General features: G+C 71.9%; 13 protein-coding genes. 6 read left to right on the forward strand and 7 right to left on the reverse strand.

The window, feature by feature from the left end:
- The first annotated feature begins 17 nt into the window (after positions 1–17).
- Positions 18–2,864, forward strand: a complete 2,847-nt coding sequence (gene secA, locus ACP4J0_RS30435) for a preprotein translocase subunit SecA (RefSeq protein ID WP_426601939.1) — start codon at positions 18–20, stop codon at positions 2,862–2,864.
- Between the two features lie 160 nt (positions 2,865–3,024).
- Here the strand turns inward: secA and ACP4J0_RS30440 are convergent, their stop codons facing one another.
- The gene (locus tag ACP4J0_RS30440) at positions 3,025–3,435 is read right to left on the reverse strand and encodes an Rv3235 family protein (RefSeq protein WP_426601940.1); all 411 of its coding nucleotides are present in this window, start codon (positions 3,433–3,435) and stop codon (positions 3,025–3,027) included.
- An 851-nt stretch (positions 3,436–4,286) separates the two neighbouring features.
- On the opposite strand from ACP4J0_RS30440, the gene ACP4J0_RS30445 reads away from it, so the two are divergent.
- From ACP4J0_RS30445 to ACP4J0_RS30460, 4 genes are all read left to right on the forward strand, one after another.
- The gene (locus ACP4J0_RS30445) at positions 4,287–4,805 is read left to right on the forward strand and encodes a DUF6912 family protein (RefSeq protein WP_426601941.1); all 519 of its coding nucleotides are present in this window, start codon (positions 4,287–4,289) and stop codon (positions 4,803–4,805) included.
- 58 nt (positions 4,806–4,863) lie between these two features.
- Positions 4,864–5,535 (forward strand): HAD family hydrolase, encoded by a 672-nt coding sequence (locus ACP4J0_RS30450; RefSeq protein ID WP_426601942.1) that lies wholly within the window; start codon positions 4,864–4,866, stop codon positions 5,533–5,535.
- An 858-nt stretch (positions 5,536–6,393) separates the two neighbouring features.
- Complete coding sequence (locus tag ACP4J0_RS30455) at positions 6,394–11,334, forward strand: NAD-glutamate dehydrogenase (RefSeq protein WP_426601943.1); 4,941 nt, start codon at positions 6,394–6,396, stop codon at positions 11,332–11,334.
- A gap of 113 nt (positions 11,335–11,447) precedes the next feature.
- Positions 11,448–12,914 carry a hypothetical protein gene (locus tag ACP4J0_RS30460; protein WP_426601944.1) on the forward strand — a complete coding sequence of 489 codons (1,467 nt, stop codon included), beginning with the start codon at positions 11,448–11,450 and terminating at the stop codon, positions 12,912–12,914.
- Positions 12,915–13,005: 91 nt separating this feature from the next.
- Here the strand turns inward: ACP4J0_RS30460 and ACP4J0_RS30465 are convergent, their stop codons facing one another.
- The 4 genes from ACP4J0_RS30465 to ACP4J0_RS30480 form a co-directional block, all read right to left on the reverse strand.
- Complete coding sequence (locus ACP4J0_RS30465) at positions 13,006–14,697, reverse strand: glycosyltransferase family 2 protein (protein WP_426601945.1); 1,692 nt, start codon at positions 14,695–14,697, stop codon at positions 13,006–13,008.
- Positions 14,694–16,925 carry a CDP-glycerol glycerophosphotransferase family protein gene (locus tag ACP4J0_RS30470; protein WP_426601946.1) on the reverse strand — a complete coding sequence of 744 codons (2,232 nt, stop codon included), beginning with the start codon at positions 16,923–16,925 and terminating at the stop codon, positions 14,694–14,696. Before ACP4J0_RS30470 ends, ACP4J0_RS30465 begins: the two co-directional genes overlap by 4 nt.
- 195 nt (positions 16,926–17,120) lie before the next feature.
- The gene (locus tag ACP4J0_RS30475) at positions 17,121–17,978 is read right to left on the reverse strand and encodes an ABC transporter ATP-binding protein (protein ID WP_426601947.1); all 858 of its coding nucleotides are present in this window, start codon (positions 17,976–17,978) and stop codon (positions 17,121–17,123) included.
- The gene (locus ACP4J0_RS30480) at positions 17,971–18,900 is read right to left on the reverse strand and encodes an ABC transporter permease (RefSeq protein WP_426601948.1); all 930 of its coding nucleotides are present in this window, start codon (positions 18,898–18,900) and stop codon (positions 17,971–17,973) included. Before ACP4J0_RS30480 ends, ACP4J0_RS30475 begins: the two co-directional genes overlap by 8 nt.
- A gap of 198 nt (positions 18,901–19,098) precedes the next feature.
- Here ACP4J0_RS30480 and ACP4J0_RS30485 point away from each other — a divergent pair, with 198 nt between their 5' ends.
- On the forward strand, positions 19,099–19,725 hold the full coding sequence (locus tag ACP4J0_RS30485) for a TetR/AcrR family transcriptional regulator (protein WP_426601949.1): 627 nt from the start codon (positions 19,099–19,101) through the stop codon (positions 19,723–19,725).
- 231 nt (positions 19,726–19,956) lie between these two features.
- On the opposite strand, the gene tgmC is transcribed toward ACP4J0_RS30485, so the two are convergent.
- Together tgmC and tgmB are read right to left on the reverse strand one after the other, a co-directional pair.
- Positions 19,957–21,123: an ATP-grasp peptide maturase system methyltransferase gene (gene tgmC, locus ACP4J0_RS30490; protein ID WP_426601950.1), complete on the reverse strand. Its 1,167-nt coding sequence runs from the start codon at positions 21,121–21,123 to the stop codon at positions 19,957–19,959.
- Positions 21,120–22,079: an ATP-grasp ribosomal peptide maturase gene (gene tgmB, locus ACP4J0_RS30495; protein ID WP_426601971.1), complete on the reverse strand. Its 960-nt coding sequence runs from the start codon at positions 22,077–22,079 to the stop codon at positions 21,120–21,122. Before tgmB ends, tgmC begins: the two co-directional genes overlap by 4 nt.
- Position 22,080 lies beyond the last annotated feature (1 nt).

Below are 22,080 nucleotides of genomic sequence, written 5' to 3' on the forward strand. Positions count from 1 at the left end.
CAAGGAGACCAACCCCCGTGTCCGTCCTCTCGAAGATCATGCGTGCAGGCGAAGGCAAGATCCTGCGCAAGCTGCACCGCATCGCGGACCAGGTCAACTCCATCGAAGAGGACTTCGTCGACCTCTCCGACGCCGAGCTGCGGGCCCTCACCGATGAGTACAAGCAGCGCTACGCCGATGGTGAGAGCCTGGACGACCTGCTTCCCGAAGCCTTCGCCACCGTCCGGGAGGCCGCCAAGCGCGTCCTCGGGCAGCGGCACTACGACGTGCAGATGATGGGTGGCGCGGCCCTGCACATGGGCTACGTGGCCGAGATGAAGACCGGTGAGGGCAAGACCCTCGTCGGCACGCTGCCCGCCTACCTCAACGCCCTGTCCGGCGAGGGCGTGCACATCGTCACGGTCAACGACTACCTGGCCGAGCGCGACTCCGAGCTGATGGGCCGCGTCCACAAGTTCCTCGGTCTGACCGTCGGCTGCATCCTCGCCAACCAGACGCCGGCCCAGCGCCGCGAGATGTACGGCTGCGACATCACCTACGGCACGAACAACGAGTTCGGCTTCGACTACCTGCGCGACAACATGGCATGGTCCAAGGACGAACTCGTCCAGCGCGGCCACAACTTCGCCATCGTCGACGAGGTCGACTCCATCCTCGTCGACGAGGCCCGTACGCCGCTGATCATCTCCGGCCCGGCCGACCAGGCCACCAAGTGGTACGGCGACTTCGCCAAGCTGGTCACCCGCCTGAAGAAGGGCGAGGCGGGCAACACCCTCAAGGGCATCGAGGAGACCGGCGACTACGAGGTCGACGAGAAGAAGCGCACCGTCGCCATCCACGAGTCCGGTGTCGCCAAGGTCGAGGACTGGCTGGGCATCGACAACCTCTACGAGTCGGTGAACACCCCCCTGGTCGGCTACCTGAACAACGCCATCAAGGCCAAGGAACTCTTCAAGAAGGACAAGGACTACGTCGTCCTCGACGGCGAAGTCATGATCGTCGACGAGCACACCGGCCGTATCCTCGCCGGCCGCCGCTACAACGAGGGCATGCACCAGGCGATCGAGGCGAAGGAAGGGGTGGACATCAAGGACGAGAACCAGACGCTCGCCACGATCACCCTCCAGAACTTCTTCCGCCTCTACAAGCGCCACGACCACAACGGCAAGGAGCAGCCCGGCCTGTCCGGCATGACGGGTACGGCGATGACCGAGGCCGCCGAGTTCCACCAGATCTACAAGCTCGGTGTGGTGCCCATCCCGACCAACCGGCCGATGGTCCGCAAGGACCAGTCGGACCTGATCTACCGCACCGAGGTCGCGAAGTTCGAGGCGGTCGTCGACGACATCGAGGAGAAGCACCGCAAGGGCCAGCCGATCCTCGTCGGCACCACGTCGGTCGAGAAGTCCGAGTACCTCTCGCAGCAGCTCAGCAAGCGCGGTGTCCAGCACGAGGTGCTGAACGCCAAGCAGCACGACCGTGAGGCGACGATCGTCGCCCAGGCGGGCCGCAAGGGCGCCGTGACGGTGGCCACGAACATGGCCGGCCGTGGTACGGACATCAAGCTCGGCGGCAACCCCGAGGACCTCGCCGAGGCGGAGCTGCGCCAGCGCGGCCTCGACCCCGAGGAGCACATCGAGGAGTGGGCCGCGGCCCTGCCCGCCGCACTGGAGCGGGCCGAGCAGGCGGTCAAGGCGGAGTTCGAGGAGGTCAAGAACCTCGGCGGTCTCTACGTGCTGGGCACCGAGCGGCACGAGTCGCGGCGTATCGACAACCAGCTGCGCGGCCGCAGCGGCCGTCAGGGCGACCCCGGCGAGTCCCGCTTCTACCTCTCCCTGGGCGACGACCTGATGCGGCTGTTCAAGGCCCAGATGGTCGAGCGCGTGATGTCGATGGCGAACGTCCCGGACGACGTGCCGATCGAGAACAAGATGGTCACGCGCGCGATCGCGTCCGCCCAGTCGCAGGTCGAGACGCAGAACTTCGAGACCCGTAAGAACGTCCTGAAGTACGACGAGGTCCTCAACCGGCAGCGCGAGGTCATCTACGGCGAGCGGCGCCGCGTACTGGAGGGCGAGGACCTGCAGGAGCAGATCCAGCACTTCACGAACGACACGATCGACGCGTACGTGCAGGCCGAGACCGCCGAGGGCTTCCCGGAGGACTGGGACCTCGACCGCCTGTGGGGCGCCTTCAAGCAGCTCTACCCGGTGAAGGTCACCGTCGAGGAGCTGGAGGAGGCGGCCGGCGACCGGGCCGGGCTGACCGCCGACTTCATCGCGGAGTCCATCAAGGACGACGTCCGGGAGCAGTACGAGGCCCGTGAGGCGCAGCTCGGCTCGGAGATCATGCGTGAGCTGGAGCGCCGGGTCGTGCTCTCGGTCCTGGACCGCAAGTGGCGCGAGCACCTCTACGAGATGGACTACCTCCAGGAGGGCATCGGCCTGCGCGCGATGGCGCAGAAGGACCCGCTGGTCGAGTACCAGCGCGAGGGCTTCGACATGTTCCAGGCCATGATGGACGGCATCAAGGAGGAGTCCGTCGGCTACCTGTTCAACCTGGAGGTCCAGGTCGAGCAGCAGGTCGAGGAGGTCCCGGTCGAGGACAAGGCGCCGTCGCTGGAGAAGGGCCCGCAGGACACGGTTCCGGCCCAGGCGGGTACCCGTCCGGAGATCCGCGCCAAGGGGCTCGACGCCCCGCAGCGCAGGGACCTGCACTTCTCCGCGCCGACCGTGGACGGCGAGGGCGGTGTCGTCGAGGGCGAGTTCACCACCGACGGCGAGCCCGCGCAGGCCCAGTCCGACGGGCTCACGCGCGCGGAGCGCCGCAAGCAGGCCAAGGGCGGACGACGCCGCAAGAAGTGACGGCCCTGGAGTGACAGCACAGGAGTGACAGCACAGGAGTGACGGTGCGGTGCCGGTGGGCGCCGTAGCGGTGGGAAGGGCCGGGCACCCGCGGGTGCCCGGCCCTTCGGCCTGTCCGGCGGCCGGCACCGGTCTTCGGCGGTGTCGGCCGGCGCGGGGATCAGTCGTCGTTCGTCTGCGGGCGGCGGGGGCCGCCCAGCTCCACCGCCGTGCAACGCCAGCGCAGGTCCCCGCCGCGCTCCAGTCGGAAGGCCATGGCGCGCAGCTGGTCACCCGCGCCGATGCGGGCGAAGACCTCCAGGGCGCCCGGCCGGGGCTCGAAGTAGCCGATGTCGCGGACGACGGGCAGGGTGCCGCGGGTGCGCAGGGGGCCGCGTTCGGCGAGGTGGGCCAGTTCGTCGTAGGCACGCCCGGCGGTGTGCCGGAGCATCGAGTGGACGGGGCGCCGGCCGCTCAGGACGTTGAGGAGGAGCTCGGCGAAACGGTCGGTGGGGCGGAGCTGCGGGACGGGCAGGCGAGGGGGCCGGGCGGGGACGGGAGGCGTTGTGGGAGCCGGCGCGGTCCTGCGCACGGCGGGCACGGCGGGTCCGGCGGGTCCGGCGGGTACGGCGGGTCCGGCGGAGCCGGTCAGGGAGGCATCCGTCGCCGTGCGGGAAGCCGTCCTGGTGGGCCTGCCAGGGCCGCTCGTGGGCGGACGGGTGTCCGTCGGCCTCGTACGGGCCCGCGAGGCCCTGCCCGGCGAGCCGGGCGGCCGGCCACCGGGCGCCGCGGCCCGCACGACGCTTCCACCGGGCCTGCGGGGCGGCATGCCGCCGGCTGCGCGGGGCTGGGTGTCGCCGGCTGTGCGGGGTGGGACGCCTGCGGGTGTGTGGGGCGGGACGCCTGCGGGTGTGCGGGGTGGGGTGCCGGCCGGGGTGGCCGGTGGTGCTGCGGCCGGCGGACGGGACGTGGGAGCGTCGCCGGGCGTGCGGGCAGGGGTGGGGACGAGCGAGCCGTCCGGGGTGCGGAGGGGCGTGCTGCTCGGGCGGAGCTGGGTCCGGGTCATGACCTTGCGCATGGGGGCTCCCCGTTCGGCGGCCCGGGTGATACCGGGCAGTAACTTCGTGATCGGGGATCTTGTACGGGTTGGTGCGGGAGGACGGCAAGGAGGAGGGCGGCCGGGCCGAGGGGGTCGGGAGGTTCACCTATCAGAGTGACCAGGGCGGTCGGCGAGCCCGGGACGGAGCGGCTGCACCGGGTGAATTCCGGACCCGGGGTGGACGCGTCGGACGCCCCGGGCGGGGACCCGAAAGGGGACACCCGCACGTATCCTGAAGGCTCGTCCAGGCCGACCCGGCACCCCACATCGCCCCACATCACCCCAGGCCACCCGAGGTCTTCGGTGGAGCTCCCGACACCTCCCGACACGAAAGCGGAAGTCTCATGCGCGTCTACGTCCCCCTGACCCTCGCCGGCCTCGCCGAGGCGCACAGGACGGGAAAGCTGGGGTCCGGTCCGCTCGTCGCCTACGCCGTCACCCCGGCGCTGCGTGAGTGGTACCGCTCGGACGATGTCGAGGAGCTGGAGTACGCCGCCCTGAACCGGGCCGCGCTGGCCTCGCTGCGACGGTTGGCGGCCGACGCGGACGCGGAGCGGCGCCGGGTCGTGGTCGCCGCCGACGTGGCCGACGGCGCGGCCTCGGCCGCCCCGGACCGTGGGCGCGAGGACCCGGCGGCGCTGGGCGAGGTGCTGCTCGCCGAGCCCCTGCGGCTGGCCGAGGTGGCCTCCGTGCACGTCGACTCCGCCGACGCGGAGGCGGACGTGACCGCGGCGGCCGAGGCCCTCGCCGCGGCGGACGGCGGGGACGACGACGCCCGGTTCGTCGTGGACGGGGCGGAGGACCACGAGCTGCTGTGGTACGCGACGCAGGAGATCCCGAGCCTGGTGGGGGCCGGTCACTGACGTACCGCCGTCGCGGTCCCCGTCTTGGCTGTCAGTGGCGGCGGGTACGTTCTTGGGCATGGGGATGCAGACAGGCGCGCACATCGTCTGGGACTGGAACGGGACGCTGTTCCACGACAATGACGCGATCATCGGGGCGACGAACGCCGCCTTCGCCGAGCTGGGGCTGGCGTCGATCACACTGGAGCAGTACCGGGCGCTGTACTGCGTGCCGGTGCCCAAGTTCTACGAGCGGCTGATGGGGCGGCTGCCCACCGACGCCGAGTGGGAGGTCATGGACGCGACCTTCCACCGTCACTACACCGAGCACCGGGTGCGGTGCGGGCTCGCCGAGGGCGTGGCGGAGCTGCTCGCGGGCTGGCGGTCGGCGGGGCGCAGCCAGTCGATCCTCAGCATGTACGGCCATGACGAGCTGGTGCCGCTGGTCAAGGGGTTCGGGATCGAGGCGCACTTCATACGGGTCGACGGGCGGACCGGGCCGTCCGGGGGCAGCAAGGCCGAGCACATGGTCAGGCATCTCGCGGAGCTGGCGCAGGCCGGGGTGGAGCCTGCCCGCACCGTGGTGATCGGGGACGCCGCGGATGACGCGGTGGCCGCGCGGCACGTGGGAGCGGAGGCGGTGCTGTACACCGGGGGGTCGCACAGCCGCGCCAGCCTTGAGGGGGTCGGAGTGCCCGTGGTGGACACCTTGGGGGAGGCGGTGGCGGAGGCCGAGCGGCTGGCGGCGTAAGGCTGCCGCCGGCGTAAGGCTGCCGCCGGCTGTGCAGGCGCCGTGGGCTCGCGTGGTGGCTGTGCGGCGGAGTGGGCTCACGTGGCGGCTCTGCGGCCGTGTGGGAGTGAATGGTGGCCCTGTGCCGGAGTGGGCGCGTGTGGTGCCTCTGCGTCGGAGTGTGAGCGACGGTGCCTCTGCGTCGGAGTGGGCGCGTGTGGTGCCTCTGTGGCGGTGTGGGAGCGATGGTGGTCCTGCGCCGCCCGTTTGGGCGGGCAGTCCGGCGTGGTGAGGTGTCGCCGCCCGCCCCGCCCGCCCCGCCCGCCCCGCCCGCCCCGCCCGCCCCGCCCGCCGGACCCCCGTGTCGGCTCCACGCCGGCCCGCGGGTACCCACCAGGCCGTTCAGGCACCGCACCGGGGGAGGCGAGACCGGCCGCTGCCGGGGGAGTGGTTCTGTGCAAAACGTCAAAGTCTCGGCCCTGGTTTTGTACACATGCGGCTCGTGACGGGGGCCCCGCGAGGAGCGATAGCCTTGTGGCGTGATCAGCGCGATAGCTCGCGGGGGCACTGGTGCCCCCGCCCCGCGCCCGGTGCGCACGGACGACATCCGTGTCCGGGCGGCGGTCGCTGGTCTTCGCGGGCGGGACGGGGCATCGAAGGCCCCCGGTACGGCGCCGCGCATCCCCCGGGCGGTGGCGACGAGAGCGACGTCACACCCGGCGGACGCGGCGACATTGGCTGATATGCCCCCGCTCTTCGCGCCTTGCGGCATAGCGTCGGAACAGACCGGACACCCCGCGTCTCGACGTCATGCCGGAAGGCAGGAGACCGTACTTCCTTCTACGTCACGCAACGGCGCGCGACAGGAGTCAGAGGACAATGCAGACCAAGCTGGACGAAGCCAAGGCCGAGCTGCTCGAAAGGGCTGCGCGGGTAGCTGAGAACAGCCCGGTCGGGGGGCACCTACCGACCGGGACGACGGACGGGAGCACCCCGGGCACCCCGGACCACGCATCGGTGTTCGCGTTCCTCCAGCGCTACTACCGGCATACCGCCCCGGAGGACCTGGCCGACCGCGACCCGGTCGACGTCTTCGGAGCCGCCTTCTCGCACTACCGGCTGGCCGAGAACCGTCCGCAGGGCACGGCGAACGTGCGGGTGCACACCCCGACGGTCGAGGAGAACGGCTGGACGTGCAGCCACTCCGTCGTCGAGGTGGTCACCGACGACATGCCCTTCCTCGTCGACTCCGTGACCAACGAACTGACCCGGCAGGGCCGCGGCATCCACGTCGTCGTCCACCCGCAGATCGTGGTGCGGCGCGACGTCACCGGCAAGCTGGTCGAGGTGCTCGCCGGTCCGCCCACCGACGACCTGCCGCACGACGCGCACGTCGAGTCCTGGATCCACGTGGAGTTCGACCGCGAGACCGACCGCGGCGACCTCAAGCAGATCACCGCCGACCTGCTCCGCGTCCTGAACGACGTCCGCGAGACCGTCGAGGACTGGGGCAAGATGCGCGACGCGGCCGTCCGCATCGCGGAGCAGCTGCCGACGGAGCCCGCCCCCGGCGACCTTCCCCCGCGGGAGCTGGAGGAGGCCCGTGAGCTGCTGCGCTGGCTGGCCGACGACCACTTCACGTTCCTCGGCTACCGCGAGTACCAGCTGCGCGGTGACGACTCCCTCGCCGCCGTCGCCGGCACCGGCCTCGGCATCCTGCGCTCCGACCCGCACCACGCGGCCGACGAGAGCCACCCGGTCAGCCCGTCCTTCGAGCGGCTGCCCGCCGACGCCCGGGCCAAGGCCCGCGAGCACCGGCTGCTGGTGCTGACCAAGGCCAACAGCCGGGCCACCGTGCACCGGCCCTCGTACCTGGACTACATCGGCGTCAAGAAGTTCGACGAGCAGGGCAACGTGGTCGGCGAGCGCCGCTTCCTCGGCCTGTTCTCCTCCGCCGCCTACACGGAGTCCGTCCGCCGGGTCCCGGTGATCCGGCGCAAGGTGGAGGAAGTGCTGGAGCGGGCCGGTTTCTCGCCGCACAGCCACGACGGGCGGGACCTGCTGCAGATCCTGGAGACGTACCCGCGCGACGAGCTGTTCCAGACCCCGCCGGACGAGCTGCAGGCCATCGTCACCTCCGTGCTCTACCTCCAGGAGCGGCGCCGCCTGCGCCTCTACCTGCGCCAGGACGAGTACGGGCGCTACTACTCGGCCCTCGTCTACCTTCCCCGCGACCGCTACACCACCGGGGTCCGGCTGCGGATCATCGACATCCTCAAGGAGGAGCTCGGCGGCACCAGCGTCGACTTCACCGCCTGGAACACCGAGTCGATCCTGTCCCGGCTGCACTTCGTGGTCCGCGTCCCGCAGGGCACCGAGCTGCCGCAGCTGTCCGACGCCGACAAGGAGCGCATCGAGGCCCGCCTCGTCGAGGCCGCCCGCTCCTGGGCCGACGGGTTCGCCGAGGCGCTGACCGCCGAGGTCGGCGAGGAGCGGTCCGCCGAGCTGCTGCGCCAGTACGGAAGTGCCTTCCCCGAGGGCTACAAGGCCGACCACGGCCCGCGCTCCGCGGTCGCCGACCTCGGTCACCTGGAGCGGCTCGACGAGGACCGGAAGTTCGCGCTGAGCCTGTACGAGCCGGTCGGTGCCGCGCCCGAGGAGCGGCGTTTCAAGATCTACCAGAAGGGCGGCCAGGTCTCCCTGTCGGCCGTCCTCCCGGTGCTCAGCCGGCTCGGCGTCGAGGTCACCGACGAGCGGCCGTACGAGCTGCGCTGCTCGGACCGCACGACCGCCTGGATCTACGACTTCGGGCTGCGCATGCCCAAGTCGGTGGCGGGCGGCGCCGACTACCTCGGCGACGACGCGCGCGAGCGCGTGCAGGACGCCTTCGCCGCCACCTGGACCGGCCAGGCGGAGAACGACGGCTTCAACGCCCTCGTCCTCAGCGCCGGGCTGACCTGGCGGCAGGCGATGGTGCTGCGCGCGTACGCCAAGTACCTGCGGCAGGCCGGCTCGACGTTCAGCCAGGACTACATGGAGGACACCCTCCGCAACAACGTCCACACCACGCGGCTGCTCGTCTCCCTCTTCGAGGCGCGGATGGCGCCGGAGCGGCAGCGCGCCGGGCGCGAGATCGTCGACGCCCTGCTCGAAGAGGTCGACGCGGCCCTCGACCAGGTCGCGAGCCTCGACGAGGACCGGATCCTGCGGTCCTTCCTCACCGTCATCAAGGCGACGCTGCGGACCAACTTCTTCCAGAAGACGAGCGACGGCGAGCCGCACGCCTACGTCTCCATGAAGTTCGACCCGCAGGCCATCCCCGACCTGCCCGCGCCGCGCCCGGCGTTCGAGATCTGGGTGTACTCGCCGCGCGTCGAGGGCGTGCACCTGCGCTTCGGCAAGGTCGCCCGCGGTGGTCTGCGCTGGTCGGACCGGCGGGAGGACTTCCGTACCGAGATCCTCGGCCTGGTCAAGGCGCAGATGGTGAAGAACACCGTCATCGTGCCGGTCGGCGCCAAGGGCGGTTTCGTCGCCAAGCAGCTGCCCGACCCGAACACCGACCGCGACGCCTGGATGGCCGAGGGCATCGCCAGCTACCGCACCTTCATCTCGGCGCTGCTCGACATCACCGACAACATGGTGGCCGGCGAGGTCGTGCACCCCGCGGACGTCGTCCGCCACGACGAGGACGACACCTACCTCGTCGTCGCCGCCGACAAGGGCACCGCGAAGTTCTCGGACATCGCCAACGAGGTCGCCGAGTCCTACAACTTCTGGCTCGGCGACGCCTTCGCCTCCGGCGGCTCGGCGGGCTACGACCACAAGGGCATGGGCATCACCGCCCGCGGCGCCTGGGAGTCCGTCAAGCGGCACTTCCGGGAGCTGGGCGTGGACACCCAGACCCAGGACTTCACCGTCGTCGGCATCGGCGACATGTCCGGTGACGTGTTCGGCAACGGCATGCTGCTCAGCGAGCACATCCGCCTGGTCGCCGCCTTCGACCACCGGCACATCGTCGTCGACCCGAACCCGGACGCGGCCACCTCGTACGCCGAGCGCCGCCGCCTGTTCGAGCTGCCGCGCTCGTCCTGGGCGGACTACGACACCGCGCTGCTCTCGGCCGGCGGCGGCGTCTTCTCGCGCTCGGCCAAGTCGATCCCCGTCAACGCCCACATGCGCGAGGCCCTCGGCATCGAGCCCGGCGTCACCAAGATGACCCCGGCCGAGCTGATGAAGGCGATCCTCACCTCCCCGGTGGACCTGCTGTGGAACGGCGGCATCGGTACGTACGTCAAGGCGTCCACCGAGTCCAACGGCGACGTCGGCGACAAGGCCAACGACGCCATCCGCGTCGACGGCAAGGACCTGCGGGCCCGGGTCGTCGGCGAGGGCGGCAACCTGGGCCTGACCCAGCTCGGCCGGATCGAGATCGCCACGCACGGCGGCCGGGTCAACACCGACGCCATCGACAACAGCGCGGGCGTGGACACCTCCGACCACGAGGTGAACATCAAGATCCTGCTCAACGGTCTCGTCAAGGACGGCGACATGACCGTCAAGCAGCGCAACAAGCTGCTCGCCGAGATGACCGACGAGGTCGGCGCGCTCGTCCTGCGCAACAACTACGCGCAGAACACCGCGATCGCCAACGCGCTGGCCCAGTCCAAGGACATGCTCCACGCCCAGCAGCGCTTCATGCGCCACCTGGTCAGGGAGGGGCACCTCAACCGGGCCCTGGAGTTCCTGCCCACCGACCGCCAGATCCGCGAGCGCCTCGGCACCGGGCAGGGCCTGACCGGCCCGGAGACCGCCGTGCTGCTGGCGTACACGAAGATCACGGTCGCCGAGGAGCTGCTGCACACCTCGCTGCCCGACGACCCGTACCTCAAGGGCCTGCTGCACGCCTACTTCCCGACGGCGCTGCGCGAGCAGTTCCTGGACCGGATCGACGGCCACCCGCTGCGCCGCGAGATCACGACGACCGTCCTGGTCAACGACACGGTCAACACGGGCGGTACGACGTATCTGCACCGGATGCGCGAGGAGACCGGCGCGTCGCTGGAGGAGATCGTGCGGGCGCAGACCGCGGCCCGGGCGATCTTCCGTGCCGCACCGGTGTGGGACGCGGTGGAGGCCCTGGACACCAAGGTCGAGGCCGCCGTGCAGACCCGCATCCGGCTGCACTCGCGGCGCCTGGTCGAGCGCGGCACGCGCTGGCTGCTCAACAACCGGCCGCAGCCGCTGGAGCTCGCCGAGACCGTCGACTTCTTCGCCGAGCGCGTCGAGCAGGTCTGGTCGCAGCTGCCCAAGCTGCTGCGCGGCGCGGACGCGGAGTGGTACCAGCACATCTACGACGAGCTGACCGCCGCCGGAGTCCCGGACGAGCCGGCCACGCGGGTGGCCGGGTTCTCGTCGGCCTTCCCGACGCTGGACATCGTGTCGGTGGCCGACCGCATGGGCAAGGAGCCGCTGGACGTCGCCGAGGTGTACTACGACCTCGCCTACCGCCTCAGCGTCACCCAGCTGATGGACCGGATCAGCGACCTGCCCCGCACCGACCGCTGGCAGTCCATGGCCCGCGCGGCGATCCGCGAGGACCTGTACGCGGCGCACGCGTCGCTCACCGCCGACGTCCTGGCGGCGGGCAACGGCACGTCGACGCCCGAGCAGCGGTTCAAGGCGTGGGAGCAGAAGAACGCGGCGATCCTCGGCCGGGCCCGCACCACGCTGGAGGAGATCCGCGGTTCGGACGCCTTCGACCTGGCCAACCTGTCGGTGGCGATGCGGACGATGCGGACGCTGCTGCGCACGCATGCGTGACGGCTGACGGCGTGACGCCGTAGCGGCGTAGCCGGATGAGGCGCCCCGGGCCTGTGCGGGCCCGGGGCGCCTTCATGTCCGAGTTGCCCGAATGTGCCGTATAAGGTGGCCGCGTGACCGGGCGCCTCCGGACGGCACGCGTCGCCGCGCTCGTCCCCCTCCTGCTCCTCCCCCTCCTCTTCCTGCTGCTGTTCCTGGTGGTCGTCCGGCTGCCCTGGGCCGGTGACCTGGGCATCCACGCGGCCACCGTCGAACGTCTGCGGCACAGCCTGCTCGACCCCGGCAATCCGCTGGTCGACGCGGACACGCCCAGCCCCTACTACTCGCCGTGGACGGTGCTGCTCGGCTGCGTGGCCAGGGTGACCGGGCTCTCCGTCTTCGTCGTGCTGCGGATCGGGGCACTGGTGGCGCTCGGACTGCTGGTGACGGGCGTGTGGCGGTACGTACGGGTGCTGAGTGCGCGTCCGGCGGCGCCCCCGCTCGCGTTGCTGTGCCTGGTGCTGCTGTGGGGCACGGCGGAGTTCGGCTGGAGCGGCTTCCTCGGGCTCCACTCGCTGGCGCTGACGGTGGCCTATCCCAGCGTGCTCGCGCTCGGTCTCGCGTTTCACCTGTGGGCGTGGCTGGCGCGGCCGGCCGGATGGGCGACCTGGCTCGGGTGCGGAGTGCTGTGGGCGGTGATCCTGCTCGTCCACCAGTTCTCCGGGGTCGTCGCCTCGCTGGGCGCGCTCGCCGTCGTGATCGCGGCGCGGCCCGGGCGGCGCGGGTGGGCGCGGTTCGGGGCGGGGCTGGTGCTGGGGACGGTGGTGCTGTGGGCCTGGCCGTACTACGACTTCTTCGCGCTGCTCGGTGCCGGGGACGGGATGGACGCGGTGCACCGCTCGCTCTACCGGGACCTGCTCGGACGGTACTGGCTGGTGCTGGTGGGGGTGGTGGCACTGGGGGTGCGCTGGTGGCGGGAGGAGCGGGACGCGCTGGTGCTGTTCTTCGTGCTGGGGGCGGTGGTGTTCGTGGCGGGTGGGCTGAGCGGGCACTGGTCGTGGGGGCGGGTGCTGCCGGCCGCGCTGATTCCGGCCCAGCTCGCGGTGGCGCTGGAGGCGGCGGAGTCCGGGCGCCGGGTGGTGCGGGCCGGGTGGGCGTGCGTGCTGGGCGCGGCGCTGGTGGCGGGGGCGTGGGGGCAGGCGGGGGTGCTCGGGTACGTGGTCGGGCGGGGGGTGCTGCCGGGGGTGGTCGAGGCGAAGTACCGGGAGCCGTGGGCGGGGTACCACTGGATCACGCCGTGGGTGGGGTACGGGGACGTGGTCATGGCGCGGGAGTTCCCCTCGCGGCAGATCCCGGCGTACGGGGCGTACACCGTGGCTCCCGGATATCCCGACTTCTTCCTGCCCGACGAGGGGGCGCGGGTCGCGGCGTCGCGGACGTACTTCGCGCAGGGAGCGGCGGGGAGTGTGCGGCGGGGGATCGTGCGGGAGTACGGGGTGCGGTGGGTGGTGGACCGGGGCGCGGCGCTCCGGGGGGCCGAGGGCTTGCGGGAGGTGGCTCGGGGACCGGGCGGGGAGGTGCTGTACGCGGTGGTGGGGTGAACGGGGTGGTGGGGTGAACGTGGGTGGCGGGGGGAACGGGTGCCGGCGCTACCGATGCCGCCGCCGCTGCCCGCGGGACGCGCCGGCGGCGTCAGTGGAGGAGGCCGGCCGCCAGGCGGGCCGCTCGCTTCACCCGGGGCGTGGCCAGGCGGCGTACGGCGGGGCGGATCAGCGTCGCCGTGGTGCCCACCGGCTGCCAGCGGAGCTGGAGGCGCCCCGGGTTGTGGCCCTCCGGTTCCACGGTGACCCGGTGCGGGGTCGCGCCGGCGCGGTAGGGGACGCGGGCGGCCAGCGCCGGGAAGGACAGCGGGGCCAGGACGATGCCCGTGTGGGTCTGGCCCTGGTGGTGGAGGCGGAGCACGGGGTGGCGGACGCCCTCGAAGCCGTGGAAGGGCAGGGGGGCCGAGGCCAGGTCCAGGCGCACGTGGCCCTCGAAGGTGCCGGGGCGGACGGGGGAGAGGCGGAAGGGGACGGACAGGCGACGACGGCCGGGGGAGAGGAGGAGGGTGGCGCGCCGGGGGCCGACCGGGAGGCGCAGGGCCGGGTCGTAGGTGCGCACGGTCAGCTCGACACAGGCGCCGGGACCCCGCGCGATCCCCGTGATCTCGTGGCGGAGCCCGGCGCTGGAGAACGGGCGGGTGTCCAGGTCCAGGTCCGTCAGGTCCAGTTCGCGGCGGGCCTGTGCGGAGTGCGGGAGCTCCTCGCCCCAGTACGTGCGGCCGTCCGCCGGGTCCGTCGTGGTCCGGCGGGGCGCCACGTCGTGCCCGAGGCCGCGGGCCGCCTCCCGTACGTCGGACAGCCGGCGGTCGCGGACCAGCTGGAGCACGACCCGTTCGGGGCGGGGGAGGCGGGCGAAGGCACCCGGGGTCAGCGTGTCGAGGTACGGGTTCACGAGGTCCGCGAAGGACGCGAGCCACGCGTCGTCCCGGTACGGCAGGTCGCCCGCGTACATCCGGAAGTCGTGCTTGAGGAACTTGAAGTCCTTGTCCTCGCGCAGCGACTCGTGCCCGCTCTCGGCCAGGAACGCGTCGATGAGGCGCTGGACGTGGACGCGGTCGCGGACGTTGGTCAGCTTGTACCGCTGGTTGGAGATGGAGGCCGCGTCGGAGGCGGCGTACGGGGCGACGTACCAGCGGTAGACGGGCTCCGGGACGACGGTGAACGTCTTGGCCAGGCAGTACGCCTGCGCCGAGAAGAGCTGGTCCTCGTAGTGGATGCCCTCGGGGAAGCGCAGGCCGTGCCGGTCGAGGAAGGCGCGGGCGTACATCTTGCTGGTCGCCAGGTGCTCGAAGAACAGCCGCGGGTCGGCCTCGATGCCGTCGAGCGTGCGGTGTCCGGCGACCAGGTGCGGCATCCAGGTGGTGCGGCGTCCGCCGTCCACGCGTATCCGGTGCACCGCGCCCATCGCGAAGTCGAGGTCGCGTGCGCGGTGGGCGGCGAGCAGGACCTCCACGGCGCGCTCGGGCAGTTCGTCGTCGCTGTCCAGGAACATCAGGTACGGCGCCCGCGCGATCTCCAGGGCGCGGTTGCGCGGTGCGCTGCAGCCGCCGCTGTTCTCGGGCAGGCGGAGGTACACGACGCGGGGGTCGCGGGCCGCGAGCCGGCGGGCCACGTCCTCGGTCGCGTCCGTCGAGTGGTCGTCGCTGATGACGATCTCGAGGTTCGCGTGGGTCTGGCGCAGGACGGAGGCGACCGCGCGGGGGAGGCGTCCGGCGTCGTTGTGGACGATGACCGTGACGGTGACGTCGGGGGCGTCCGCCGGGGAGTCCGTGGACGTGCTCATGACCTGGTCGCCTCCTCGGGGCTCGGCGAGGGAGTGCGCTCCTCGATCGGCAGTACGGGGGGCAGCGTCCGTTCGTCCTCGCCGAGGAAGACCCGGCGTACGACGCGTTCGGCGGCGCGGCCGTCGTCGTACTCGCAGAACCGGCGCCGGAAGGCGGCCCGCGCCTTCGCCGCTCGTTCGTCGCGCCAGGCGTCCGTGGTGAGGATCTCCGTCAGCTCCGCCTGCTCGCGGGCGACCGGGCCCGGCGCCTCGGCCATCAGGTCGAAGTAGACGCCGCGGGTGGTGCGGTACGTCTCCCAGTCGTCGGCGTGGATCACGATCGGGCGGTCGAGGTTGGCGTAGTCGAACATGATCGACGAGTAGTCGGTGACCAGCGCGTCGGCGGCCAGGCACAGCTCCTCGACCGGGTCGTAGGAGGAGACGTCGATGATCCGGCCGGTGCGGCGCAGCCCGGCCGGCGGGGAGGCGTGCGGGGCGGCCGTGCCCTCGTAGAAGTAGTGGGCGCGCACCAGGAGAATCGTTTCCTCGCCGAGGGCGTCGGCGAGGGCGGCGAGGTCCAGGCGCGGGGTCCAGCCGGCCTCGTAGTCGCGGTGGGTCGGCGCGTACAGGACCGCGCGGTGGCCGGGCGCGATGCCGAGGCGCTCGCGGACCGCGCGGACGTCGGCGGCGCCGGCCGTGTAGAAGACGTCGTTGCGCGGATAGCCGTGGTCGAGGGAGACGTGGCGGGACGGGTACGCCCGCTGCCACATGCGCGTGGAGTGGCTGTTGGCGCTGACGCTGAAGTCCCACCGGTCCACCCGCTCCAGCAGCGCCTGGAAGTCGAGGCCCCGGGCTGCCGCGGGGTACGGCATCTGGTCCAGCCCCATCCGCTTGAGCGGGGTGCCGTGGTGGGTCTGGAGGTGGACGGTGCCGGGGCGTTTGACGACCGAGTCCGGGAAGTTGACGTTGTTGACGAGGTACTTGGCGCGGGCCAGCACCTCCCAGTAGCGGCGGGTGCCGGGGACGACGTGGTCGGTGCCGGGCGGCAGCAGGGCCGCGCCCGCCGCGGTGACCACCCACACCGGGTGGACGCTCGGCGCGAGTTCGGCGAGCCTGGCGGCGATCGCGGCGGGGTTGCAGGCCACGCCGCGGGCCCAGTACGCCGAGAAGACGGCGAGGTGGGGATCGACCGGCCCGGCAAGGGCCCGGCGGTACTGGAGGGTGCGCAGCAGCGTCCCGGCCCGGTGCCTCCCGGTGCGCACCGCCGACCGCGTCCTGCGGCGCGTCCGGTTGGCGGTCCGCAGGGCGCGGTACTCGGTGCAGGCGTCCCGCTCCAGCAGGGACCGGCGTACGCCCTCGAGGCCGGCCGGGTGCCGGTGGCCGTCGGGGCGGTGGCGCCGGGCGGCCAGGGAGGCGCGGCGGAAGAACTCCCGCGCGACGTCGTCCGGCATCCCGGAGCGGGCGAAGGCGCGGAGGCAGTCGCCGACCATCAGCTCGTACAGGGCGGCGTGGGCGGCCGGGCGGCCGGCGGCCAGGCCGAGGAGCGCCTCGTAGCGCTCGACCAGGGCGTACCGCCGTTCCGGGGTGAGCGGCGGGAGGCTTTCGGGGCGCAGCCGGCGGTCCTCGTACGCCGGGTGGGGCAGGCAGGCGACGCGGTCGGCGAGCAGCAGGGCGGCGTACGCGGCGAAGGGCTCGTCGTCGGTGGTGAGGAGGCGTTCGTGGGCCCGCCAGAAGCCGGCGCGCACGGCCCGGTTGCCGAGCAGCGGGGTCAGTCCGAGCAGTGCCGTGTGGTCGTCGGGGGCGAGGACGGCACGGCCCGCGCGGGCGAGGCGGGGGCCGTCGGGGGAGGGCAGGCCGCAGGCGCGCCAGGTGCTGCGGACGTGGTCGAAGAGCAGGACGTCCACGGTGTCGGCCAGGCCCGCGGCGTGCTCGGCGACCGTGCGCGGAGCGCCGGCGGGCAGCCCGTCCTTGGCGTGGACGAAGTGCAGCCACCGGCCCGACGCCCGCGCCGCCCCGGCCGAGCGGGCCGCCGAGTCGCGGGCCCCGTCCGGCAGGGGCAGCACGGTGAACGCGGGGGTGTGCCGCTCGGCGGTCTCCCGGGCCCAGTCCCCGACGGCGGCGACGATCACCTCCACGCCGGGGAGGGGGCGGGCGGCCAGGGAGTCGAGGAGCGCGGGCAGGTGGTCCTGGACGTTGGGGCCGTGGACGATGACGCTGAGCTCGGGGGGCTCGGGCAAGGTCTCGGACATCGCGGGGACTCCTTCGCCGTCGTCGCTCCCGGTGCTCCTGCTCGGTCCGTCCGGCCATAATGGCATCAAACGGGCAAAAGGGTTAACCGTGAGTACGTCGTCCGGGCGAAGGAGTCCGGCGCGGGGGTGTCCGGACGGGGGCGGCGGCCGACGGAGGGGTGTCCGGACGGGGGACGGCGGCCGGGGCCGCCGTGTTCAAGCGGCCGTCTTCGCCCCGGGTGCGGGGGCGGGCCTGGGCTTCGCCCCCTTGTCCGGGGTGTTGGTGAACTTCTCGTACTCCCTCAGGACCTCCTCCGTGGGTCCGTCCATGCGCAGCTCGCCGCGCTCCAGCCACAGCACCCGGTCGCAGGTGTCGCGGATGGACTTGTTGCTGTGGCTGACCAGGAACACCGTGCCGGCGTGCTTGCGCAGCTCCCGGATGCGTTCCTCGGAGCGCTTCTGGAAGGAGCGGTCGCCGGTGGCCAGCGCCTCGTCGACGAGGAGGACGTCGTGGTCCTTGGCGGCGGCGATGGAGAAGCGCAGCCGGGCCGCCATGCCGGAGGAGTACGTGCGCATCGGCAGGGTGATGAAGTCGCCCTTGTCGTTGATCCCGGAGAAGTCGACGATCTCCTGGTAGCGCTCCTTGATCTGCGACCGGGACATGCCCATCGCCAGGCCGCCGAGGTGCACGTTGCGCTCGCCGGTGAGGTCGTTCATCAGGGCCGCGTTGACGCCGAGGAGGGAGGGCTGGCCGTCGGTGTAGATGCGGCCGTTCTCCACCGGGAGGAGGCCGGCGACCGCCTTGAGGAGGGTCGACTTGCCGGAGCCGTTGGTGCCGATCAGGCCGATGGCCTCGCCCCGGTACGCCACGAAGGACACGTTCTTCACGGCGTGCACCCGGCGTACGCCCGCCGCCTTCTCGGCCTTCCCGCGGCGCAGGATGCGGTGGAGGGCGGCGGTCGCGGAGCCGCGGCCGGCGCCGGTGCCGTTGACCCGGTAGACGATGTCGACGCCGTCGGCGACGACGGTGGGGACGCGTTCGTCCGCCTGGTTGCTGTGGGTGTTGTCAGCCACGACCGTACGTCTCCTCGGCCTTCCAGAAGTAGATGAAGCCGCCGATCCCGGCGGCCAGCGCCCAGCCCACCGCGAGCGCCCACACGTGGGGCGGCAGGTGGCTCCCGTCGAAGGTGTCGATCAGGGCGAAGCGCATCAGGTCGATGTAGACGACGGCGGGGTTGAGCTGGAGCGCGGTGCCGACCCAGGACGGCAGGCCGCTGTCGGGGCCGGTCATGTGGTCGATGCTGAACATGACGCCGGAGGCGTACATCCAGGTGCGCAGCAGGAACGGCATCAGCTGGGCGGCGTCGGGGATCTTGGAGCCGACCCGGGCCATGAGCAGCGACACGCCGGTGTTGAACGTGAACTGCAGGACCAGGGCCGGGACCGCCAGCACCCAGGAGGCGGCGGGCGGCACGCCGAAGGCGAGCAGGATCACGAGCAGCGCGGCCATCGAGAACAGCAGCTGCTGGAGCTGCTGGAGGCAGAAGGAGACCGGCAGCGCGGCGCGCGGGAAGTGCAGGGCGCGCACGAGGCCGAGGTTGCCGGAGATGGCCTTGGTGCCCGCCATGATCGAGCTCTGCGTGAACGTCCACACGAACACGCCGGTGACCAGGAACGGGACGAAGTCCTCCACTCCCCGGCTGGTGTTCATCAGCATGCCGAAGATGAAGTAGTACACCGCCGCGTTGAGCAGGGGCGTCATCACCTGCCAGACCTGGCCCAGTTTGGCCTGGCTGTACTGGGCGGTGAGCTTGGCGGTGGCGAAGGCGGTGATGAAGTGCCGGCGCGCCCACAGCTGGCGGACGTACGCGGGCAGGGAGGGGCGGGCGCCGCTGACCGACAGACCGTGGCGGGCGGCGAGGGCCGCGAGGTCGTGGTCGGCGGCGGGGGCGGCCGGGGCCGCTGTCGGGGGCGGTGTGTGGAGGGCCTGACTCACATCCGCTGCTTTCAGCTCGGGGGGAGGGGGGAGGGGTAGGCGCCCGTCGTCCACCCGGGTGACTCGCGTGCTGTTCACCTGGGTGACCTCGTGTGTTCACTTACGTCGGGACGGGACCGTATCGTCGTCACGTGAGCGTAGGGCGTGACGACGTCGGAACGCAACCGTTTCGTCGTCACGCCCCTATGCTTGGCTCGCATGACGACCAACGCCGACGAGCCGCAGCCGCGCCCGCGCCGCCGGGCCCCCGCCGGGGCGGCCGTGCTCCGCGAGGACGTGACGGAGGCCATCCGGGCGGCGGTCTTCGAGGAGCTCGTGGCGGTCGGTTACGCGCGGATGTCCATCGAGGGGATCGCCCGCCGTGCGGGCGTCGGCAAGACGGCCGTCTACCGGCGCTGGCGCTCCAAGCTGCACCTGGTGCTCGACATCGTCTCCGCACTCGCCGTGCAGGGCCTGCCCGCGCCCGACACCGGGTCCCTGGAGGGCGACCTGAGGCTGCTGTACGAGGTGACGTCCCGCGCCCTGCGCCACCCGGTGGCCTCGCAGGTCATCCCCGACCTCCAGGCGGAGGCGGCCCGCAATCCCGACATCGCGGAAGCCCTGCGGAAGACGTTGCGGGAGGGGCAGGACGGCGTCGCCAGCAGGATCCTGGCGGCGGCCGAACAGCGCGGGGAGATCGCCGCCGGCCTCGACACCGACCTGGCCCTGGACCTGATCTCGGGCCCGCTGTACTGGCGCTCGGTGGTCGTCCGCGGCCCGAAGCCGCCGAAGGGCTACCTGGGGGCGCTGGCGCGGGCCACGGCGGAGGGGCTCAAGGCGTTGTGAGGCGGGCCGGGGGCTGACAGCGGAACTCTGCAGGCCCGACAGCTTCCCCGGCGTGGTGCTCGGACGATGGTGCGGCCGAGACGACCGGGCGTCGCACTGTAGTACGGCGGCCCCCGGCGGCCGTCGGTGCCGCCGTAGGCAAGGTTGACCACACCAAAGGAAAGAGCCCGGACCGCCCGCCACAGGGAATGCGGACGAGTCCGGGTCGCCAAGCTCGCAGACGAACGGCTGTCAGGCGATGCGGTGCTGCCAGCGCAGCGTCGGCTGGTCGCCGATCCAGTACGTGTGGGACCTGTCGGTGATATGAAGCCGCACGGCGCTGATGTCGGGGCTCCCCGCGTCCTGCCACGCGATGATCGTCTGCTCGATGTCGTCCCACAGGGTCACGGGACCGCCTTGGCGGACAGCCCACCTGGTGTTGTTCTCGACGAACTCGGCGAAGGACTCGCGGGCCGGGTCGAAGAGGTACAGGAGCGGTCTGCCGTCGTTCGTCGTCGCGCGGGTGAGCTGTGCCCCGGGAGCGGCGAGCTGGGTGAGGAAAGCGGGCATCCACTCCTCCAGCATCGTGGGCGGTAGTTTCGTCTCCCGCTCGCTGTCGGCGTAGGCCGTCCGCGCGGACAGATCGCCGGACACCGGTGCGGTGAACTGCGAGCGCGCCTGCATGAACGAAGAGCGGCAGACAATCCGTCCCTCGGCGATGCCGCCCTCGCCCACGGTGACCTTGGCCAGGCCGGTGCCGTAGGGCCAGGAGCCGAGGGTGGCCAGGATGGTCCCGCCCGGCCTGGTCTGCCTGATCCAGGTGTGGGGGATGCGACGGACGGCACAGGTGGCGATGACGCGGTCGTACGGGGCACGGCGTGGGTGACCGAGGAGCCCGTCCCCCGTCACGGTCCACGTCGAGTATCCAGCCGTCTCCAGCGCGGCGTCCGCACGGGCGGCCACGCCCGGATCCACCTCGACGGTCGTCACGTTGTCCTCGCCGAGGCGGTGGCACATCAGCGCCGAGGAGTACCCGGTGCCCGTGCCGATCTCCAGCACGTGATGCCCCTCCTCCACGTCCAGCTCCTCGAGCATGCCGACCACGGTGACCGGGGTGGTGGAAGACGAGGTGGGCACGCCCGACACCGGACCACTGGCCTGGTCAGCGGTCAGGTGTCCGTCGAGCTGTGTGGCCAGGGACTCGTCGCGACAGGCGATGCGTGTCCATTCCGTCGGATCGGCTCCGACCGCGCTGACCGGCCGCCATCGGCCACCGTCCACAGGCAGGAACACGCCGGGGTGGAGGAATAGCTCTCGCGGCACGGCCTCCACCGCGTCCCGCCACTGGGGGGTTCTGAGGATGCCGGTCTTCACCAGCCGGTCGGCGAGGGCACGACGCTCGGGCGCGGTGTCGGTCATGGAGCTTCTCCTCGTGTCAGCAGGTCGGCGAATGCGGCGGACATGCCCAGGCCGGTCTTCTCCTCCAGCCAGGCCCATTGGCCGTTCGGGTTCAGTTCCAGCCACCAGTGGTCACCCGTCCGGTCCACCGCCAGGTCGAAACTCCCGGACACCAACCCGAAGTGGTCCAGGTATGCGCGCAGCGCCTTGTCCACGTGGTCGGGCAGGTCTACCACGGTGTAGGAGAGAGCGGAGTAGTCCTTGCGCCAGTCCAGCAGGCCGGAGTCGATCCGTACGGCGAACACCCGCGAGCCGACGACCAACACCCGTATGTCGGCGACCTTGTTCACACGGGCCTGGAACAGATGCGGTGTCACGCTCACACTGTCGTCGATCTCGGCAGCGGTGACCGGTTCCGCCCACGTGGTCACGGGCACGCCGTCTCGCTGGTACGGGGTCCACCGCAGCGTCTTGTGGATCACCTCGCCGTGGCTGGTGATGAACTGTCGGGCCTCGCCCGGATCGTTGGTGACGATCGTTGGCGGCACGCGGAGACCAAACCGTTGCGCGGCGGCGAGTTGAGCGGGCTTGTAGTCGGCGGCGGTGTTGCGAAGTGGGTGGTTGACCCACAGCGGCCCCTCAAGGGAGTAGAGCGTGCCGCCCAGCCCGTATCGGACCTGGGCAGCCGCGTACCGCGCGTCGTCGTCGCCGTAATAGGTGAAAACGGGCCACGTGGGGCGGCGCCAGTACACCGCTCGCACCTGGGTCAGGTCGGCGGTTCGCGACCGGGTGCGCACCTGCCCGACCACGGGGGCCGGGCAGGTGCCGAACCGGGCCGAGACCGTCAGGTCCACGCCGATGTCGGCGGGGTTCAACCTGACCACTGGGACGTTCCGCCGGTTGAGCTCGGTGATCACCATGTCAGCGGTGATGTCGTCCGCTTCGGTGGCCACCAGAACGGGTCCCTTCTCGGTCAGG

This window comes from Streptomyces sp. WG7 (assembly GCF_049975785.1).
In the GTDB taxonomy this organism is placed as follows: Bacteria; Actinomycetota; Actinomycetes; order Streptomycetales; family Streptomycetaceae; genus Streptomyces.